15 protein-coding genes and 2 tRNA genes are annotated in these 20,245 nt (G+C 60.5%); 4 read left to right on the top strand and 13 right to left on the bottom strand.

What is annotated here, in order from left to right; genetic code table 11:
* Nucleotides 1–74: 74 nt before the first annotated feature.
* The 8 genes from AACU78_RS21180 to rnr form a co-directional block, all read right to left on the bottom strand.
* On the bottom strand, nucleotides 75–2,378 hold the full coding sequence (locus tag AACU78_RS21180) for a YgiQ family radical SAM protein (protein WP_106577634.1): 2,304 nt from the start codon (nucleotides 2,376–2,378) through the stop codon (nucleotides 75–77).
* A gap of 191 nt (nucleotides 2,379–2,569) precedes the next feature.
* Nucleotides 2,570–3,967 (bottom strand): replicative DNA helicase, encoded by a 1,398-nt coding sequence (dnaB, locus tag AACU78_RS21175; RefSeq protein ID WP_017526410.1) that lies wholly within the window; start codon nucleotides 3,965–3,967, stop codon nucleotides 2,570–2,572.
* Nucleotides 3,968–4,077: 110 nt separating this feature from the next.
* Nucleotides 4,078–4,524, bottom strand: a complete 447-nt coding sequence (gene rplI, locus AACU78_RS21170; RefSeq protein WP_003171376.1) for a 50S ribosomal protein L9 — start codon at nucleotides 4,522–4,524, stop codon at nucleotides 4,078–4,080.
* Between the two features lie 18 nt (nucleotides 4,525–4,542).
* Nucleotides 4,543–5,436 (bottom strand): hypothetical protein, encoded by an 894-nt coding sequence (locus tag AACU78_RS21165; RefSeq protein ID WP_106577633.1) that lies wholly within the window; start codon nucleotides 5,434–5,436, stop codon nucleotides 4,543–4,545.
* Between the two features lie 36 nt (nucleotides 5,437–5,472).
* Nucleotides 5,473–5,703 (bottom strand): 30S ribosomal protein S18, encoded by a 231-nt coding sequence (gene rpsR, locus AACU78_RS21160; protein WP_002551829.1) that lies wholly within the window; start codon nucleotides 5,701–5,703, stop codon nucleotides 5,473–5,475.
* A gap of 28 nt (nucleotides 5,704–5,731) precedes the next feature.
* On the bottom strand, nucleotides 5,732–6,154 hold the full coding sequence (gene rpsF / locus AACU78_RS21155) for a 30S ribosomal protein S6 (RefSeq protein WP_003217491.1): 423 nt from the start codon (nucleotides 6,152–6,154) through the stop codon (nucleotides 5,732–5,734).
* A gap of 314 nt (nucleotides 6,155–6,468) precedes the next feature.
* Entirely contained in the window at nucleotides 6,469–7,224 is a 756-nt protein-coding gene (gene rlmB, locus AACU78_RS21150; protein ID WP_010213600.1) for a 23S rRNA (guanosine(2251)-2'-O)-methyltransferase RlmB, read from the bottom strand.
* Complete coding sequence (gene rnr / locus AACU78_RS21145; RefSeq protein ID WP_106577632.1) at nucleotides 7,221–9,854, bottom strand: ribonuclease R; 2,634 nt, start codon at nucleotides 9,852–9,854, stop codon at nucleotides 7,221–7,223. The genes rlmB and rnr overlap by 4 nt, the downstream gene beginning before the upstream one ends.
* A 224-nt stretch (nucleotides 9,855–10,078) precedes the next feature.
* Here rnr and AACU78_RS21140 point away from each other — a divergent pair.
* The 4 genes from AACU78_RS21140 to AACU78_RS21125 all read left to right on the top strand — a co-directional run bounded on the left by AACU78_RS21140 (nucleotide 10,079) and on the right by AACU78_RS21125 (nucleotide 13,163).
* Nucleotides 10,079–10,165 (top strand) — tRNA-Leu (locus AACU78_RS21140).
* Nucleotides 10,166–10,340: 175 nt separating this feature from the next.
* Nucleotides 10,341–10,427: transfer RNA gene (locus AACU78_RS21135), tRNA-Leu, on the top strand.
* A gap of 145 nt (nucleotides 10,428–10,572) precedes the next feature.
* The gene (locus AACU78_RS21130; protein WP_106577631.1) at nucleotides 10,573–11,598 is read left to right on the top strand and encodes an iron ABC transporter substrate-binding protein; all 1,026 of its coding nucleotides are present in this window, start codon (nucleotides 10,573–10,575) and stop codon (nucleotides 11,596–11,598) included.
* Entirely contained in the window at nucleotides 11,598–13,163 is a 1,566-nt protein-coding gene (locus tag AACU78_RS21125; protein WP_106577630.1) for an ABC transporter permease, read from the top strand. Before AACU78_RS21130 ends, AACU78_RS21125 begins: the two co-directional genes overlap by 1 nt.
* A gap of 88 nt (nucleotides 13,164–13,251) precedes the next feature.
* On the opposite strand, the gene AACU78_RS21120 is transcribed toward AACU78_RS21125, so the two are convergent.
* The 5 genes from AACU78_RS21120 to hflK form a co-directional block, all read right to left on the bottom strand.
* A complete protein-coding gene (locus AACU78_RS21120; RefSeq protein ID WP_106577629.1) occupies nucleotides 13,252–15,186 on the bottom strand; it encodes a methyl-accepting chemotaxis protein in 1,935 nt (644 codons plus the stop codon).
* A gap of 139 nt (nucleotides 15,187–15,325) precedes the next feature.
* Nucleotides 15,326–16,615, bottom strand: a complete 1,290-nt coding sequence (locus tag AACU78_RS21115) for an adenylosuccinate synthase (RefSeq protein ID WP_106577628.1) — start codon at nucleotides 16,613–16,615, stop codon at nucleotides 15,326–15,328.
* Nucleotides 16,616–16,669: 54 nt separating this feature from the next.
* Nucleotides 16,670–17,857, bottom strand: a complete 1,188-nt coding sequence (locus tag AACU78_RS21110) for an ATP phosphoribosyltransferase regulatory subunit (RefSeq protein WP_106577627.1) — start codon at nucleotides 17,855–17,857, stop codon at nucleotides 16,670–16,672.
* 305 nt (nucleotides 17,858–18,162) lie between these two features.
* Complete coding sequence (gene hflC / locus AACU78_RS21105; protein WP_017138460.1) at nucleotides 18,163–19,029, bottom strand: protease modulator HflC; 867 nt, start codon at nucleotides 19,027–19,029, stop codon at nucleotides 18,163–18,165.
* Nucleotides 19,029–20,204 (bottom strand): FtsH protease activity modulator HflK, encoded by a 1,176-nt coding sequence (hflK, locus tag AACU78_RS21100; RefSeq protein WP_106577626.1) that lies wholly within the window; start codon nucleotides 20,202–20,204, stop codon nucleotides 19,029–19,031. The genes hflC and hflK overlap by 1 nt, the downstream gene beginning before the upstream one ends.
* Between the last annotated feature and the right edge of the window lie 41 nt (nucleotides 20,205–20,245).

Here is a 20,245-nt window from a genome sequence, read left to right as displayed (position 1 = left end):
AACAAACAGACTACCCACCGACTAGAAAGCAAAACGCCAGCACGAGGCTGGCGTTTTGCATATTCAGGCTGCGATCAACGCGGCACGACCGGCTTGCGCGCAGGCTTGCCGCCTTTGCCCTTGGCCGCGTCGGCGCGTTCCTTGGCCGCCTGCTTGTTGCGCGCCATGGCCGCCGCCTTGGCTTGTTCGCGCTTGTCCCACGGGTTGCTGCCGTCGCTGCCACGTGGCGGCAGGCCGGTGTGCTGGGTGAGGATCCTGGTGGTGGTTTCCTTGGCGACCTTGTGGCTGCCGGCCGGCGTCGAGTTCTTGCGACGCGCGCTCTGGTAGCTGTCGGTGGCCGGCTGGTGCAGCGGGATCAACTGGTCCTTGCCCGGCCCGATCAGGTCGGCACGGCCCATGCGGGTCAGCGCTTCACGCAGCATTGGCCAGCCCTTCGGATCGTGATAGCGCAAGAAGGCCTTGTGCAGACGGCGCTGCTCCTCGCTCTTGACGATGGTCACCGCGTCACTCTTGTAGGTGACCTTGCGCAGCGGGTTCTTGCCCGAGTGGTACATCGCGGTGGCGGTGGCCATTGGCGAGGGGTAGAACGCCTGCACCTGGTCGGCGCGGAAGCCGTTGCCCTTGAGCCACAGGGCCAGGTTCATCATGTCTTCATCGGTGGTGCCCGGGTGGGCCGCGATGAAGTAAGGAATCAGGTACTGCTCCTTGCCCGCTTCCTTGGTGTACTTCTCGAACATGCGCTTGAATTTGTCATAGCTGCCAATGCCCGGCTTCATCATCTGGTTGAGCGGACCTTCCTCGGTGTGTTCCGGGGCGATCTTGAGGTAGCCACCGACGTGGTGGGTCACCAGCTCTTTGACGTATTCCGGCGACTCGACCGCGAGGTCGTAGCGCAGGCCGGAAGCAATCAGAATCTTCTTCACACCCGGCAACGCACGGGCGCTGCGGTACAGCTGGATCAACGAGGAGTGGTCGGTGTTCAGGTTCGGGCAGATGCCAGGGAACACACACGATGGCTTACGGCACGCGGATTCGATTTCCGGGCTCTTGCAGGCGATGCGGTACATGTTCGCGGTCGGGCCGCCGAGGTCGGAGATCACCCCGGTGAAGCCTGGCACTTTGTCGCGGATCTCTTCGATCTCGCGAATGATCGACTCTTCGGAACGGTTCTGGATGATGCGGCCTTCGTGCTCGGTGATCGAGCAGAAGGTGCAGCCACCGAAGCAGCCACGCATGATGTTCACCGAGAAGCGAATCATGTCGTAGGCCGGGATCTTTTCCTTGCCGTACACCGGGTGCGGAACACGTGCGTAAGGCATGCCGAACACGTAGTCCATTTCTTCGGTGGTCATCGGAATGGGCGGCGGGTTGAACCACACGTCCACTTCGCCATGCTTCTGCACCAGGGCGCGGGCGTTGCCTGGGTTGGTTTCCAGGTGCAACACGCGGTTGGCGTGGGCATAGAGCACCGCGTCACCACGGACTTTTTCTACCGATGGCAGGCGGATCACGGTCTTGTCGCGGGTCATGCGCGGGCTGGCCAGGATCTGTACGACCTTGGCTTCTTCCGGATCATCCTGCGGACCTTTTTCCTGCTCGATGGCGCAGGCCTGGGTGTCCTGGGTGTTCACGTACGGGTTGATGATCTTGTCGACCTTGCCCGGACGGTCGATACGCGTGGAGTCCACTTCGTACCAGCCTTCCGGCGTGTCACGGCGAATGAACGCGGTGCCGCGCACATCGGTGATGTCTTCGATCTTGTGGCCCCACGACAGGCGCTGGGCAACCTCGACAATCGCGCGCTCGGCGTTGCCGTACAGCAGGATGTCGGCGGCGGCGTCGATCAGGATCGAGTTGCGCACGCGGTCCTGCCAGTAATCGTAGTGGGCGATGCGGCGCAGGGAAGCTTCGATGCCGCCGAGTACGATCGGCACGTTCTTGTAGGCTTCCTTGCAACGCTGGCTGTACACCAGGCTCGCGCGGTCCGGGCGTTTGCCGGCCATGCCGCCTGGGGTGTAGGCGTCGTCGGAGCGGATTTTCTTGTCGGCGGTGTAGCGGTTGATCATCGAGTCCATGTTGCCGGCCGCGACGCCGAAGAACAGGTTCGGCTCGCCGAGCTTCATGAAGTCGTCTTTGGACTGCCAGTTCGGCTGGGCAATGATCCCGACGCGGAAGCCCTGAGACTCCAGCAGCCGGCCGATGATGGCCATGCCGAACGACGGGTGATCCACGTACGCATCACCGGTGACGATGATGATGTCGCAGGAATCCCAGCCAAGCTGATCCATCTCCTCCCTGCTCATCGGCAGGAATGGCGCAGGACCGAAACATTCGGCCCAGTACTTGGGATAGTCAAATAACGGCTTGGCTGTTTGCATGGCGGTGACCGGTGTTGAGATGAAAAATCGCGGGCGCGGAATATAGCACAAATTTTGACCAATTCCGACGGTAATGGTCGGAATTGTGGTGACGCTATCGCGGGCAAGCCCACTCCTACATTTGAAGGTGTTCACCGTTCAAGTGTGGGAGCGGGCTTGCCCGTGATGAGGCCTCTACAGGCGCGGGAGAATTATTCGTCGTCGTCGAAGTTGTAACTGCCCGGCGCGAGGTTCTCGAAGCGCGTGTACTTACCGATGAACGCCAGGCGGATAAAGCCGATCGGCCCGTTCCGCTGCTTGCCGATGATGATCTCGGCAATGCCTTTATGTTCCGTTTCGGGGTGGTACACCTCGTCCCGGTACACAAACATGATCACGTCAGCATCCTGCTCGATCGCTCCGGATTCGCGCAAGTCGGAGTTCACCGGGCGCTTGTTGGGACGTTGTTCCAGGGAACGGTTGAGCTGAGACAGCGCCACCACCGGGCAGTTGAATTCCTTGGCCAGGGCTTTGAGGGACCGGGAGATTTCGGAAATCTCGTTGGTCCGGTTGTCGCCACTGGAACCCGGGATCTGCATGAGCTGCAGGTAGTCGATCATGATCAGGGCGATGTCGCCGTGCTCACGCACCAGGCGGCGAGTACGCGCACGCATCTCCGAGGGGCTGATACCCGCAGTGTCATCGATGAACAGCTTGCGGTCATTGAGCAGGTTGACCGCCGAGGTCAGGCGCGGCCAATCGTCGTCTTCCAGGCGACCGGCACGTACTTTGGTCTGGTCGATCCGCCCGAGCGATGAAAGCATACGCATGATCAGCGATTCGCCTGGCATCTCGAGGGAGTACACCAGCACGGTCTTGTCGCTGCGCAACACGGCGTTTTCCACCAGGTTCATCGCAAAGGTGGTTTTACCCATGGATGGACGGCCGGCGACGATGATCAAGTCGGACGGCTGCAGGCCGCTGGTCTTCTCGTCGAGGTCGGTGTAACCGGTGGAAATACCGGTGATGGCGTTGTCGGTATTGAACAGCGTGTCGATACGGTCGATGGCCTTGGTCAACAGGTCGTTGACGCTGACCGGGCCGCCGGTTTTAGGCCGCGCCTCGGCGATCTGGAAAATCTGGCGCTCGGCTTCGTCGAGGATCTCGGCGGCGGTGCGGCCTTCGGGGTTGAAGGCGCTGTCGGCGATTTCGGTGCTGATGCCGATCAACTGGCGCAGGGTGGCGCGCTCGCGAACGATCTGGGCGTACGCCTTGATGTTGGCGACGGATGGCGTGTTTTTCGCCAGTTCGCCCAGGTAACCCAAGCCGCCGACTTGAGAGGTCTGGCCTTCCTTGTCCAGCTGTTCGGCCAGGGTCACCACGTCGATCGGTGAGTTCTGGTCGGCCAGCTTGGCGATGGCGCGGAAGATCAGCCGGTGGTCATGGCGATAGAAATCACCGTCCGAGACTTGATCCAACACGCGTTCCCAGGCGTTGTTGTCCAGCATCAAACCACCGAGCACGGCCTGTTCGGCCTCGATGGAATGCGGCGGCACCTTCAGGGCAGCGGTTTGCAGATCGTATTGCTCAGGAGCTGAAATATCGTTCATGGCCACTTGGAATTAGGGGATTGTAGAAAAACAAAAGGCACGACCTGTAAACAGGATCGTGCCCGATGTTAACTGGCTGACACGCTAGGTGCCAGTCAGTTAGGTGCTGCTTAAGCTGCTACCACGACAACGCGTACGGTGGCTTCAACTTCGGCGTGCAGGTGCACGGCTACGTCGAATTCGCCTACGTTGCGGATGGTGCCGTTCGGCAGACGAACTTCGCTCTTCTGCACTTCAACGCCGGAGGCGGTCAGTGCATCAGCGATGTCGTGGGTGCCGATCGAACCGAACAGCTTGCCTTCGTCACCGGCGGTGGCAGTGATAGTCACTTCCAGCTCAGCCAGTTGGGCAGCGCGAGTTTCGGCCGAAGCTTTTTTGTCTGCTGCTGCTTTTTCCAGCTCAGCACGACGCTCTTCAAACGCAGCCAGGTTGGCAGCGGTTGCAGCGGTGGCTTTGCCGTACGGCAGCAGGTAGTTACGACCGTAGCCGGCCTTAACGTTCACTTTGTCGCCCAGGTTGCCCAGGTTGGCGACTTTTTCCAGAAGGATCAGTTGCATGTGAAAATCCTCTAACTTTTAACCTTCACCGTTCGCGTTATCAGCGTCTTTCGACGCCAGACGACCGCGAAAATCAATCAGGCCGTCGACAATGGCCAAAACCACGAGTAACGGATAGATCAGCTGCATGAACAGCAACAGCGTCACGTACAACCCCACCAGCCAAAACTTGGCCAGGCGCTTTCGCGCAACCAACCCATGAATCAGGGCCAGCCCGGCAAACACCAGCGGTACGCTGCAAATCGGCGCCAGCAAGGCTATCTGTGGACCGAAGTTCGGCCCGACAACCATGCACGCCAGCAACAACATCGCCGGTCCCGCGGGAATTCTGATACTGCGAAACTCGCGACCAAAACCACCCGGGTTGTACAACAACGCCTGCCAATAACGCCCAAGAATCAGGCTCAGCACGCTGACAACCTGCAACAATGCCGCAATCAGGCCGGTCAGGACCGGAGCAATCAGTGACACAAACCGCGCTCGCTCATCTACCGACAAATGCTGGTAGAGATCCCCGAGGGCCAACGGCAGGATCTTGACGATTTCCTGCGACAGCGCCTCGATTTGCGGGCGGAAAGCCGCGCCAAGCATCACTGAGTACACCAACCCCAATGCCACGCTGACCAGCAGCGTGCGGACCCAGGACTCACTTGCGCGTAAAACCAACGCAAGGCTCGATGACCCCAGCAGTACCAGAAGTACCCGTGGATCACCCATTTGCAGCCACCAGATCAAGGCCGGCAACAAACCCAGGGCAAGAACGCCAAGGGCGTCCTTCAAACCGCGCCGCAGCAGCACAAGGCAACCGGCGGCAGCACCCAACCAATAAAGCAGCGGCAATGCCGCACATCCAGCCACTACCAGAGTGGCCTGCACGCGACCGCGCATGATGAACTCAGCTAAGGCGCGCATGCATTCAATCCCTTACTACTTGTCGACTGCCCGGTCTCAGCGGCCGTGGCTGTCGGTGTAGGCCAGCAGGGCCAGGAAGCGGGCGCGCTTGATAGCGGTGGCCAGCTGACGCTGATAACGTGCTTTGGTACCGGTGATACGGCTTGGAACGATTTTGCCGGTCTCGGATACGTAAGCTTTCAGAGTGTTGAGATCTTTGTAATCGATCTCTTTCACGTCTTCAGCGGTGAAGCGGCAGAATTTACGACGACGGAAGAAACGTGCCATTTGATAGGCTCCTTAAAAGGTCCGTGGATTACTCGTCAGCGTTATCGCTGTTGTCGCTGTCATCACTATCAGCGCTTTCGGCGCCTTCGTGCTCAGGACGGTCGCGACGCTCACGGCGCTCACTGCGGTTTTCTTCAGCCTTGAGCATCTCGGATTGGCCGGTAACGGCTTCTTCGCGACGGATGACCAGGTTACGGATCACTGCATCGTTGTAGCGGAAGTTGTCTTCCAGCTCGGCCAGGGCCTTGCCAGTGCACTCAACGTTCAGCATCACGTAGTGAGCCTTGTGAACATTGTTGATTGCGTAGGCCAGTTGACGACGGCCCCAATCTTCCAGACGGTGGATTTTGCCGCCGTCTTCTTCGATCAGCTTGGTGTAACGCTCAACCATGCCGCCGACTTGCTCGCTTTGATCCGGGTGGACCAAAAAGATGATTTCGTAATGACGCATGAATGCTCCTTACGGGTTGTAGCCTGCCGCTCAAAAACGGTCAGACAAGGAGTGAATGACACTTATGGATCTTGCCGCAGGGAGGCACATAGATGCCTGCCAGGAAGGCAAGGGGCGCAATTGTAGAGAAGGGGGAGAAACGGCGCAAGGTGATTGGTGATTATTTGAACAACGCGCAATCCAGGCAAACCCAAAGCAACTGTGGGAGCTGGCTTGCCTGCGATGACAATGGCTCAGGCAGCATCTGTGCTGACTGACACACCGTCATCGCGGGCAAGCCCGGCTCCCACAGGGTCTTGCGTCGCTCTCAAGCCTTATTTCTTGGCTTTAGCCTTGGCGCCACGCTGGCGCTGGGCTTCGAACAGGCAGACGCCCGTTGCGACTGAAACGTTGAGGCTGCTGACGCTACCGGCCATCGGCAGGTGCACCAGGTAGTCGCAATGCTCACGGGTCAGGCGACGCATGCCTTTGCCTTCGGCGCCCATGATCAGGATAGTCGGGCCGGTAAGGTCCTGGTCGTAAATGCTGACCTCAGCCTCGCCTGCCGTGCCCACGACCCACAGGCCGCGCTGCTGGAGTTTCTCCAGTGTGCGCGCCAGGTTGGTCACGGCCACCAGCGGAATCACTTCCGCCGCGCCGCAGGCCACTTTACGCACGACCGGCGTCAGGGTGGCCGACTTGTCTTTGGGCACGATCACCGCCAACGCGCCGGCAGCATCCGCCGAACGCAGGCAGGCGCCGAGGTTGTGCGGGTCGGTCACGCCGTCCAGCACCAGCAACAGCGGCGCACCTTCGGTACGGTCGAGCAGCTCGTCGAGCATCGCCTCGCCCCAAACCTGGCTCGGACTGACGTCCGCCACCACGCCTTGATGAACGCCTTCTACCCACACGTCCATTTCACGACGCTCGGCCTGGCCGATGGCAACTTTATTCTGGGTCGCCAGCTCGACCAGCGCTTGCACGCGCGGCTCGCTGCGACCTTCGGCCAACCACACCTGCTTGACGCGCTTAGGGTGATGACGCAGCAGTGCTTCTACGGCGTGCACGCCGTAGATTTTTTCCAGACTCATGACTTGGCCTTAGGTTTGCGCGACCCGCCGCTTTTCGCGGGGGCCGAACCCGCTTTGGGCGGGCCTTTACGATGTTTGCTCGGTTTGCTCGACGGTTTTTCCGCCTCGCGGGACTTTCCCCCAGACGCCGCTTTACCACCGCTTTTGGCTTCGTTGAGCAACTGCTGCTTCAACTCGCGGCTCTTGCGCAGCTCGGCATTTTTGGCCGCAGCATCGCTAGGGCAGTAGGCTTCGGGGGCCTTGTCCTTGGCAGACGAACGACGAGCAGGTTTGGCCGACGCAGGCTCGGCGACCGCTGCTTTAGCAGGAGCACCTTTGCCTTTGCTGGCCGGCGCAGTCGTCTCGGCGCCACGTTTTTTGCGGCCAGTCGGCTCGGCTGGTTTATCAGGCATGCCGAAGTCGATCTTGCGCTCGTCGAGGTCGACGCGCATGACCTGCACTTCCACCGTGTCGCCCAAACGGAAGCTGCGACCGGTACGCTCGCCCGCCAGGCGGTGGTGCACAGGGTCGAAGTGGTAATAGTCGCCCGGCAACGCGGTAACGTGCACCAAGCCTTCGACGTAGATGTCGGTCAGCTCGACGAACAGGCCAAACCCTGTCACGGCGGTGATCACACCCGGGAACGATTCGCCCACACGGTCCTTCATGAACTCGCACTTGAGCCAGTTCACTACGTCGCGGGTGGCTTCGTCGGCACGGCGCTCGCTCATGGAGCACTGCTCGCCCAACTGTTCCAGGGCCGCTTCGTCGTACGGATAAATCCGTGCTTTAGGAATGGTCATGGCACCGGCGCGCTTGACGTGCGGGGTGTTCTGCTTGGAATGGATCACGCTGCGGATCGCGCGGTGCGTGAGCAGGTCCGGGTAACGGCGAATCGGCGAGGTGAAGTGGGTGTACGCCTCGTAATTCAGGCCGAAGTGGCCCTGGTTATCCGCGCTGTACACCGCCTGGCTCAGAGAGCGCAGCATCACGGTCTGGATCACGTGGTAATCCGGACGGTCCTTGATACTTGCCAGCAGTGCCTGGTAGTCCTTCGGCGTCGGGCCGTCCTTGCCTTTGTGCAGGGACAGGCCGAGCTCACCGAGGAACGCGCGCAGCTTCTCCAGACGCTCCGGCGGCGGGCCGTCGTGCACGCGGTACAGTGCAGGAATCTCGTGCTTTTTCAGGAATTCGGCAGTGGCCACGTTGGCGGCCAGCATGCATTCCTCGATCAGCTTGTGAGCATCGTTGCGCGTGGTCGGGGTAATCGCCGCGATTTTGCGCTCGGAGCCGAAGACAATCCGGGTTTCCTGGGTTTCAAAATCGATCGCGCCACGCACATGACGAGCGCCCAGCAATACCTTGTACAGCGAATACAGCTGCTTGAGGTGCGGCACGACATGACCGTACTCACCGCGCAAGGCTTTGGCTTCGCTGGTTTTCGGCTGTTCCAGAATGGTGCTGACCTTGTTGTAGGTCAGGCGCGCCTGGGAGTGAATCACCGCCTCGTAGAACTGGTAGTCAGTCATTTCGCCGGTTTTCGAGATAGTCATCTCGCACACCATGGCCAAACGGTCGACTTTCGGGTTCAGCGAGCACAGGCCGTTGGACAGCTGCTCAGGCAGCATCGGAATCACGCGCTCCGGGAAGTACACGGAGTTGCCGCGCACCTGGGCTTCGTTATCCAGGGCCGAACCGATCTTCACGTAGCTGGACACGTCGGCAATCGCGACGAACAGCTTCCAGCCACCGGAGAACAGGCGCAGCTTGCCAGGCTTGGCTTCGCAGTAAACCGCATCGTCGAAGTCGCGGGCATCTTCGCCGTCAATGGTGACGAACGGCAGATGGCGCAGGTCGATGCGTTTTTCTTTGTCTTTTTCTTCGACTTCCGGCTTGAGCTTGGCGGCTTCTTTGAGCACAGCCTCTGGCCAGACGTGAGGGATATCGTAGGTGCGCAACGCAACGTCGATTTCCATGCCCGGCGCCATGTAGTTGCCGACCACTTCAACGATGTCGCCCTGCGGCTGGAAGCGCGCAGTTGGCCAGTGAGTGATTTTCACCTCGACGAACTGACCGACTTTGGCAGCACCATTGCGGCCCGGGGTGATCAGCACTTCCTGCTGGACCTTTGGGTTATCCGGCACGACAAAGCCGATGCCGCCTTCTTCGAAGTAACGGCCGACGATGGACTCGTGGGCACGCGACACCACTTCGACGATCACGCCTTCACGGCGACCGCGACGGTCGAGGCCGGAAACGCGCGCCAGGGCACGGTCGCCATCGAACACCAGACGCATTTGCGCAGGGCTCATGAACAGGTCGTCACTGCCGTCGTCCGGGATCAGGAAGCCGAAGCCGTCACGGTGGCCGGCGATGCGGCCAAGGATCAGATCGAGCTTGTCCACAGGCGCGTAAGTGCCTCGGCGGGTGTAGATCAGTTGGGCATCGCGCTCCATGGCACGCAAACGGCGGCGCAGGGCTTCGAGCTGGTCTTCGGTGGTCAGACCGAATTCTTCAACCAACTGCTCGCGGCTAGCAGGCGAACCACGATCGGCGAGATGCGCCAGGATCAGTTCGCGGCTAGGAATAGGGTTTTCATATTTTTCCGCTTCACGAGCGGCCTCGGGATCGAGGGACTGCCAATCGGCCATTAGAGAGTTTTCACCTTGTCTATATGCGGGTTAGTTTGGCATACGCGTATTGAAACGGGAAATTTCAGGCATCAACAAGCGTTTTAAAGGCCTTTGTCGCCGTCAGAACGCACCTTGCACGACCTTTGGCGAAATTTTCCAGGATTTTTTCATAGCAGGGCTTTACAGCTCAAAATCGCCTCCGTATAGTGCGCGCCATCGACGACGGCAACGTTGTTGATGCTGCCCAGGTGGTGAAATTGGTAGACACGCCAGCTTCAGGTGCTGGTGATCGCAAGGTCGTGGAAGTTCGAGTCTTCTCCTGGGCACCAATTTCAAACTCAAGGTTCTGCCTCGAGTCTCCAAAAACCCGCGAAAGCGGGTTTTTGCGTTTCAGGCCTTTGATTTTTAACGAGAATCTCGATTTATATTTTTGAATCAGGGGTTTACAGATCAAAAAGCCCTCCGTATAGTTCGCTCCATCAACGGCGCAAGCGTTGTTGATAAGCCCAGGTGGTGAAATTGGTAGACACGCCAGCTTCAGGTGCTGGTGATCGCAAGGTCGTGGAAGTTCGAGTCTTCTCCTGGGCACCAAATTCAGATCAAACCCGCGAAAGCGGGTTTTTTCGTTTCCGGGGTTTGAAAACCTGCCTGGCGATTTCCCCGCTTGTCCGCACTTGAGAAGTTTTATCGTTTATCCTTGTAAGGATTTGTTGCACTCAAGTGAGGAAAACCCCGGATGATGATCCGCGATACCCGTCTCAAGACATCCCTTCTGCGTGGCCTGACCATCACTCTGCTCGGCCTGACCCTGCTCTCGCCCGCTGCCTATTCTGCCGACAAGGTTGCACTGACCTTGTACAACGGCCAACACAAGGAGGTCGGCGATGAACTCGCCAAAGCCTTCGAAGCCAAGACCGGCATTCACGTCAACGTGCGCAAGGGCAGCAGCAACCAGCTGGCCAGCCAGGTCGTCGAAGAAGGCGACCGCTCCCCTGCCGACGTGATCTACACCGAAGAATCGCCGCCACTGAACAAGCTTGGCGAACAGGGCCTGCTGGCCAAGATCGATACCAGTACGCTCGACGTATTGCCCAAGGATTATGTCGGCAGCAACGGCGACTGGATGGGCGTCACCGCACGCACCCGTGTCGTGGCGTTCAACCCAAAGCTGATCGCCGAAAAAGACCTGCCCAAGTCGGTGCTGGATTTCGCCGGCCCCGAGTGGCAAGGCAAAGTCGGTTTCGTACCCACCAGCGGCGCGTTCCAGGAACAAGCTGTGGCAATCATCAAACTGCACGGCCGCGAAGCCGCTGAAGAATGGCTGACCGGCTTGCGCGCCTTCGGCAAGGTCTACAGCAACAATATGGTCGCCCTCAAGGCTGTGGAAAACGGCGAAGTCGCCACCGTGCTGGTGAACAACTACTACTGGTTCGCCCTGAAGAAAGAAAAAACCAACCTGGATTCCCAACTCCACTACTTTACCGATGGCGACGCCGGCGGCCTGATCACTGTGTCTTCCGCCGCCGCGCTGAAATCCAGCAAACACCCCAAAGAAGCCCAGCAATTGCTTGCCTTCATGGCCAGCGAAGAAGGCCAGCGCGTGATCACCAACACCTCGGCCGAATACCCGCTGCGCAAGGGCATGGAATCCAACCGTGGCCTTAAGCCTTTCAGCGAGCTGCAACCGCCGAAAGTCACCCCTGCGGACCTTGGCAACGCCGAAGAAGCCCTGGACCTGGAACGTGACGTTGGCTTGAACTGATGAACCCATCGCTACCCGCCCCCGCCTTGCGCGGGGGTTTCAGCCCGCGACGCAAGCGCCCGTCGATCTGGCTGCTGATTCCCGTCCTATTCCTGGTTGGCCTGAGCCTGTTGCCGTTGGTGTATGTCGGCACAAAGGCCTGGCAGGCGGGCTGGGCACAAGCGATGCACCTGTTATGGCGCCCCTATGTGTTCGGGCTGCTGCGCAACACCCTGGCGCTGATGATTGGCGTGACGGTGGCCTGCGGCGTGATCGGCCTGTCGCTGGCCTGGCTACTGGAACGCAGCAACCTGCCGGGCCGACGCATCTGGGGCGTGATCCTGTGCCTGCCGTTTGCGGTGCCGGCGTTTGTCAGCAGCTTTACCTGGGTCTCGCTGAGCGCCAACTTCGAAGGGCTGGGCGGGGCGATCCTGGTGATGACCCTGTCCAAATACCCGCTGGTGTTTCTGCCGGTGGCGGCGACGCTGCGCAATCTTGATCCCTCTCTGGAAGAATCAGCCCGCACCCTGGGGCTGAATCGCTGGGGCGTGTTTTTGCGTGTCACCCTGCCCTTGCTGTGGCCATCGCTATTGGCCGGGGCACTGTTGATTGCGCTGCACATGCTGGTGGAATTCGGCGCGCTGTCGATCATCGGCCTGCAGACGTTTACCACCGCGATCTACCAACAGTTCGAGCTGGAGTTCAGCAATGCGAATGCCGCGATGCTCTCGGCAGTGTTGCTGGTGATGTGCCTGACGCTGCTGTGGCTGGAACTGCGCGTGCGCGGCAAGGGCCGGCACGTGCGCATCGGCCAGGGCGCGGCGCGGCATGCCGAACCAGTGAAGCTGGGCAAGTGGGCGCCACTGGGCCAGGTATATTGCCTGACACTGGCGATCATTGGCAGCGGCATTCCACTGGGGATGCTCGGGTATTGGCTGGCGGTGGGCTCATCGGCAGCCTTCCCCGTGGCCCAGATTGGCGAAGCATTGCTGTCCTCCCTTGCGCTGTCGCTGGGCGGCGCCGCGCTTTGCCTGGTGCTGGCCGTGCCGGTGGGGCTGCTGGTGGTGCGCTACAAAGGCCAATTGGCGATCTGGGCCGAGCGCCTGCCCTACCTGTTGCATGCCCTGCCCGGCTTGGTGATTGCATTGACGCTGGTGTATTTCGCACTGCATTACGTGCCGGTGCTGTACCAGACTTCCGCGCTGCTTTTGATTGCCTATGCGTTGCTGTTTTTGCCACTGGCACAGGCGCCGATCCGCACGGCTTTGAACAAGGCGGCACCGCAACTGGAAGAGGCAGCGCGCACGCTGGGTGCGTCGTCGTTCAGCGCGTTTTGCCGGGTGACCTTGCCGATTATTTTCCCGGCATTGGGCGCGGCATTTGCGCTGGTGTTTCTGGATGCGATGAAGGAATTGACCGCCACGCTGCTGCTCAGTCCGACGGGGTTGAACACCCTGGCGACGGCCGTGTGGGCGCACACCTCGAATGTGGAGTTCGCGGCGGCGGCGCCCTATGCGGCATTGTTGATTCTGGTGTCGGGGTTGCCGGTGTATCTGCTCACCACTCGAATGTATCTGAGCCGCTGAAATAGCTTTCGCGAGCAAGCCCGCTCCCACTTGAAACGCATTCCATGTGGGAGCGGGCTTGCTCGCGAAAGGGCCCTCCCAGGCGACATCAAGCCCTGAACTGCCCCAGGCTCGCCTTCAACTGCGCCGCCAACCCATCCAGCACCTTGCCACTGGCAGTAGTCTCAACCACCGCCTGCGCAGCACGCTCGGCCTGGGCATGAATCACCTCGACCCGCCCACGCACCGCGTGCGCACCCTGCGCCTGATGCTCAGCCGCGCGCGTCGCCAACCCAATCGCTGCGTGCACCTGCTCCACCGAAGCCTGCACCGTCTGCTGCAAGCGCACGCTGTCGCGCAGCACCAGCAAACCTTCATTGGCCTGACGCCCGGCCTTGCCGATGGTTTCCACCGCCTCGCGCGCGCCTTGCTGCAACGCCACGATGTGCGCCTGGATATCACCGGTAGAGCTTTGGGTTTTGCTGGCCAGCGCCCGCACCTCATCCGCCACAACCGCAAAACCACGCCCGGTCTCACCGGCACGCGCAGCTTCGATGGCGGCGTTGAGCGCTAATAGATTGGTCTGCTCGGCAATGCCGTGAATCACCGTGAGCACCACTTCAATCTGCTCGCTTTGCTGGGCCAGCCGCTCAATGACCTGGGAGCCGGCCTGCACCTGCCCGGCCAACGCTTCGATCAAGCTGCCGACTTCCGCCGAAGTGCGCGAGTTTTCGTCCGTGGCCTGACGAATATCCACCACCTGCTGCAACGCCGCCTGCATCGCATGGCTTTCGGCCTGGGCCTCATCGGCCATTTGCGACAGCGCCCGCAAGCTCTCCGCCACTTCATCGCGCTGCAAACCGGCCGCCGCATCGGCGCCGGCATTGCGCAACGTCATCGCGCCGATTTCCACGCCGGTGCGCTGGGCCACATCGCCGGCCTCGCGCACGATGGGCTGCAACTTATCCACAAAGCGATTGACCGCCGAAGCCATGTCGCCGATCTCGTCCTTGCTACTGATTTGCACGCGCTTGGTGAGGTCGCCCTCGCCCGCCGCCAAATCATCCATGGCCGCAATCAGCAGCTTCAGACGATTGACCACGCGACGCCCAAGCACAACAGCGATCAGCAGTAACACGCCGAACCCCACAATCGCCAGCCCCATGCCGATGCGCCAACGCAAGGTGCCTGCAGCCTCCTGCACGGCGCTGGTGGTGTTGGCGGTCATCTGGGTCGCGGTGGCTTGTGCCGATTGCAAACGCGCGCCCATGGCGGCTGCGCTGTCTGCGGCAGCGCCCTTGAGGCTGTCGCCCACCAGTTGATCGCTGCTGGCAATCAGTGCGGCAAAACGTTTGTCCAGTGCAGCCAGGTCAGTCTCTACCGCCGCGGTCGACACCCCCATCCGGACCTTGCCAATCTCTACGCCATTGGGGCTGATCGACGCTTCGACGTAGAACACGGAAGGGTCGTTTTTCGCCGCGTCCAGGACCTTATCCAGCGCACGGTCGCCCTGACCTTTTGCCAGTAATGCCTGGTTGATCGGGTTGTCACGGTTCAGATAACGGGTCAGATGCTCGCCGGCCGCATCGTCGTAGACCACGAACAGCACGTTGGGATTGCGCTGAGCGCGCCGGGCGAACTCCGACAGCGTCGGCACGTCGCTGTCCCACATGGCGCGCGGCGCCACCGAGGCCAGCAGTTGCGCCATGTCGTTGGCAGAGTCTTGCAGGTCCTTTTCCAGGGTCGCACGCAGTTGCTTCTGCTCGTCCTGCAAGCGCGTGGATAGCCCCGCCGTCAGACGCTGGCGCGTGCTCGAAGACAGACTGTCCAGACTGGAGGTGACTTCCTTGCCGGCTTGCGCCAGCTCGCCGGACAGTTTCTGGCTGTCGATACCCAGGCGGTTGCCCAGATCAGCTTCCAATGCAGTGACCGTGCTCCGCGTCAGAGCGACGGCGACCAGCACTTGCACCAAAAGAGCGATACCAAGGGTAACGAACACCGGCCGCAACAGCCGGCTTTGTAACAATGAGAGAACGGCAGACACTGGGAATCCCTCCACCACGGGTGCCATTAATTTGATAGCACCGCGAAAGAAAGAACCATAGCAAGGGTCGTGCCGTTTACCTGACAGATACGACAAAGGGCTCCCGAAGGAGCCCTTTGCTTTTTACATCAACAGCTTATTAAGCGAACGGGTGACGCAGAACGATGGTCTCGTTGCGGTCCGGGCCCGTCGAAATAATGTCGATTGGCGCGCCGATCAGCTCTTCAACGCGCTTGATGTAAGCACGAGCGTTGGCTGGCAGCTCTTCGAGGGTTTTGGCACCCACGGTGGACTCGGTCCAACCCGGCACTTCTTCGTACACAGGCTGCAGGCCCACGTAGCTGTCAGCGTCGGTCGGCGCAACGTCCTTACCGTCTGCATCTTTGTAGCCGATGCAGATGTTGATGGTTTCCAGACCGTCGAGCACGTCTAGCTTGGTCAGGCAGATGCCCGAGATGCTGTTCACATCGATAGCGCGACGCAGGATAACCGCGTCGAACCAGCCGCAACGACGAGCACGGCCGGTGGTGGCGCCAAACTCATGACCTTGCTTGGCCAGGTGCGCGCCGACTTCGTCGAACAGCTCAGTCGGGAACGGGCCCGAACCTACGCGCGTGGTGTAAGCCTTGGTGATACCCAGGATGTAGTCCAGGAACATCGGGCCGACACCCGAACCGGTAGCAACGCCGCCAGCGGTGGTGTTGGAGCTGGTCACGTACGGGTAGGTGCCGTGGTCGATGTCGAGCAACGAACCCTGGGCGCCTTCGAACATGATGTCTTTGCCGGCGCGGCGCAGGTCGTGCAGTTCAGCCGTCACGTCGAGCATCAGCGGCTTCAGCAGCTCGGCGTACTCTTTGCACTCGGCCAGGGTCTTTTCGAATTCAATGGCCGGCTCTTTGTAGTAACCAACGAGCATGAAGTTGTGGTAATCCACCAGTTCACGCAGCTTGTCTTCAAAGCGCGGCATGTTGAGCAGGTCGCCCACACGCAGGCCACGACGTGCAACCTTGTCTTCGTAGGCTGGGCCGATGCCGCGACCGGTAGTACCGATCTTCAGCTCGCCACGGGCCTTTTCACGGGCCTGGTCCAGCGCAACGTGGAAGGACAGGATCAGCGGGCAGGACGGGCTGATACGCAGGCGCTCACGCACCGGTACACCCTTCTCTTCCAGCTTGGTGATCTCGCGCAGCAGGGCGTCAGGTGCAACCACCACGCCGTTGCCGATCAGGCACTGCACGCCTTCGCGCAATACGCCCGACGGGATCAGGTGCAAGACGGTTTTTTCGCCATCGATGACCAGGGTGTGGCCAGCGTTGTGGCCACCTTGGTAGCGCACTACGGCGGCAGCATGTTCGGTCAGCAGATCAACGATCTTGCCTTTGCCCTCATCACCCCATTGGGTGCCCAGGACTACGACATTCTTACCCATAACACTTGTCCTCATTCGCGCAAACTTGGTGCCGGCGATGGCCGGCAGGAAAACTCAAGAAGCCAGTGGCGATACTTGCCAAAGCCCGTTCTGCAGAATCAATTGCCGGTCGCAGTCCGCTTCACGGGCGGCGGCCAATGGCTGCCCAGGCAAAGCCTGGACGACACGCTGACCCTCACTGCGCAACTGGCAAACCTGCTGCCAGAGTGCTGCGTCCGTACTGTCGGGCATCCAGACGCCACCAGACGGCAGCTCGACCTCAGCACGCCCCAGGGTCACCAGGGTTTTCAAATCAGTGGAAAAGCCGGTCGCCGGACGGGCGCGACCGAAGTCGGCGCCGATGTCGTCATAGCGACCGCCTTGGGCGATAGCCTGGCCAACACCCGGTACAAACACGGCAAACACCACACCGGTGTGGTAGTGGTAGCCGCGCAACTCGCCCAGGTCAAAATACAGCGGCAGTTGCGGGAAGCGCGCCGACAAACGCTCGGCAATCGCCAGCACGTCATCGAGCGCCGCCAATACGGGCGCCGGCGCATTGGCCAGGCGCTCGCGCGCAGCCGCCAGCACTTCACGACCACCGCACAGATCAACCAACGCGCGCAGCATGCCGGCGAGGTCTGCAGGTACACCCTCGGTAAGGGCGATCACTTCATCGATTGCCTTGCGTTGCAGAGCATCGAACAACTGCTGCTCAACTTCACCAGACAAGCCGGCCGCGCGGGCCAAGCCACGGTAGATACCAACGTGGCCCAGGTCCATGTGCACATCCGGCACGTCAGCCAGTTGCAGCATGGCCAACATCAAGCTGATCACTTCAACGTCGCTGCTCGGGCTCGCATCACCGTACAACTCGGCGCCCAATTGAATCGGGCTACGCGAAGACGACAAGGCACGCGGCTGCGCATGCAGCACGCTGCCGGCATAGCAAAGACGGCTGGGACCTTCGCGGCGCAGGGTGTGCGCATCGATCCGCGCCACTTGCGGCGTGATGTCGGCGCGAAAGCCCATTTGCCGACCCGATTGCGGGTCGATGACCTTGAAGGTGCGCAGATCCAGGTCCTGGCCCGCGCCGGTCAGCAGGGATTCCAGGTACTCGATATGGGGGGTCACGACAAACTCGTAACCCCAGCTCTGGAACAGATCCAACACCTGGCGACGCGCTACTTCAATGCGCGCAGCTTCTGGTGGCAGTACTTCTTCGATGCCATCTGGCAGCAGCCAGCGGTCTACCGTTGCCATTACGCCATTCCCCTATGATCCGGGCGGCCAGCCCTCGGCCGAGCCCTGAGTGAAGCAGAAAATGCCCGGCCCCTGCATAAACAACGCGCAAGAACGACGTGACGAAATGGCCTGCTAGCGGCCTCGTCGGGCACTTTCCTCGAAAAACCTGTGGCGTCTGCAACGCAGCACAACAATCAAACATGCAGACGCAAAAAAGCCGGGAATTTCCCGGCTGCCGCATCATACACCCGTTTTCTGAAAGGATCACCCCGCCAGGCATTTTAGCCGCCCGACGGAGTGTGCCCTACAGAATCACCGGCTGGTTACTTGGACTTTTCCAGGTAGCGGAAGAAGTCGCTGCTTGGGTCCAGCACCATGACGTCGGTTTTGTTCGCGAAGCTTTCACGGTAGGCGCGCAGGCTACGGTAGAACGCGTAGAACTCCTGATCCTGACCGTAAGCCTTGGCGTAGATCGCCGCAGCTTGAGCATCGCCATCACCACGGGCCTCTTCAGACTCGCGATAGGCTTCTGCCAGCAGTACACGGCGCTGACGGTCGGCATCCGCACGGATACCTTCTGCCAACTCGTTACCCTTGGCGCGGTGCTCACGGGCTTCACGCTCACGCTCGGTGCTCATACGCTCGAACACGCTGCGGTTCACTTCCTTGGGCAGGTCGATCGCCTTGACCCGGACATCAACAACCTCGATGCCCAGTTCTTTTTCAGCCATGGTGTTCAGCGAACGCGTGATGTCAGCCATCAGCGCATCACGCTCACCGGATACCACCTCGTGCAGGGTGCGTTTACCGAACTGGTCACGCAGGCCCGATTCCAGACGGCGCGACAAACGCTCGTCGGCAATCTGCTTGAGGCCGGATGTCGCGGTGTAGAAGCGCTCGGCATCCTTGACCCGCCACTTGGCGTAGGCGTCAACCATCACGGCTTTCTTTTCCAGGGTCAGGAAGCGCTGTGTCGGTGCATCCAGGGTCATCAGGCGGCCGTCGAACTTGCGCACCTGGTTCACGTAGGGGACTTTCACATGCAGGCCCGGCTGGACATCCGCCTGGACCACACGACCGAATTGCAGCAACACCGCGCGCTCGGTCTGAGACACGATGTAGAAGCAGTTCCAGGCAGCGATGACCACGACGACGCCCACAATCAGGGCGGTCAGCGATTTATTGCTCATCAACGACTCTCCCTGGTACGTGTTTGCTGTTGCAGCAAGTCAGCGGCCGCACGGGCGCTCGCTTCGTTGGCAGCAGCGGTCGAACCGGTAGCCGGTGCGCTGGTGCTGCTACGACCACCTTCGATCATCTTGTCCAGCGGCAGGTACAGCAGGTTGTTCTGCCCACCTTTGCTACCGGTCACGAGAACCTTGCTGGTGTTGCTGAAGACTTCCTGCATGGTGTCCAGGTACAGACGCTCACGCGTGACTTCCGGAGCCTTGCGGTACTCGGCGACCAGCTTGGTGAAGCGATCCGCCTCACCCTTGGCGCGGGAAACCACTTCGTCGCGGTAACCATTGGCATCCTCGAGGATACGCTGGGCCTGACCGCGCGCTTCCGGCACGACGCCGTTGGCATAGGTCTCAGCCTGGTTGCGCGAACGCTGCTCGTCTTCACGGGCGCGGATCACGTCATCAAAGGCTTCCTGCACTTCGCGCGGTGCAGCAGCGCTCTGTACGTTCACCTGGGTGACGGTGATACCGGTGCGATAAGTGTCGAGGAACCGCTGCAGGCGCTCCTTGATCTCGCTGGCCATCAATTCACGACCTTCGGTCAGCACCTGGTCCATGGCGGTAGAACCGACCACGTGACGCAGTGCACTTTCGGTTGCGTGTTGCAGGCTGATTTCCGGCTGATCAACGTTCAGCACGAAGTCCTGCAGGTTGCTGATCTTGTACTGCACGGTCAGCGGCACTTCGACGATGTTCTCGTCTTCGGTCAGCATCTGGCCCTGCTTGGTATAGGCACGCTCACGCGTGACGTTTTCCATGTACTTCTTGTCGATCGGGGGGAAGTAGATATTCAGGCCCGGGCCGACAGTCTCGTAGTACTTGCCGAAGCGCAGCACCACGGCCTGCTCCTGCTCGTCCACGACGTAAACCGCGCTGTACAGCCACACGGCTGCGAGCACGACAAGACCCAGGCCCAGCAGGCCATAGCCACCGCCCTTGCTTGTGCGACCGCCGTCGTCACCACCACGTTTTTTCCCACCACCGAACAACCCATTCAGGCTTTCCTGCAGCTTTCGGAAGGCCTCGTCGAGATCCGGTGGCCCCTTGCGGTCGCCATTATTGCGGCGCTTACCACCCCAAGGATCCTGATTATTCGAGTTGCCACCCGGCTCATTCCAAGCCATAGCGCTCTCCATCTGATAAAGCAAAGACGCACCCACGGCGC

The sequence above is a fragment of the Pseudomonas sp. R9.37 genome (assembly GCF_963878885.1).
Lineage (GTDB): Bacteria > Pseudomonadota > Gammaproteobacteria > Pseudomonadales > Pseudomonadaceae > Aquipseudomonas.
This window is presented reverse-complemented; position numbering and strand designations above follow the sequence as displayed.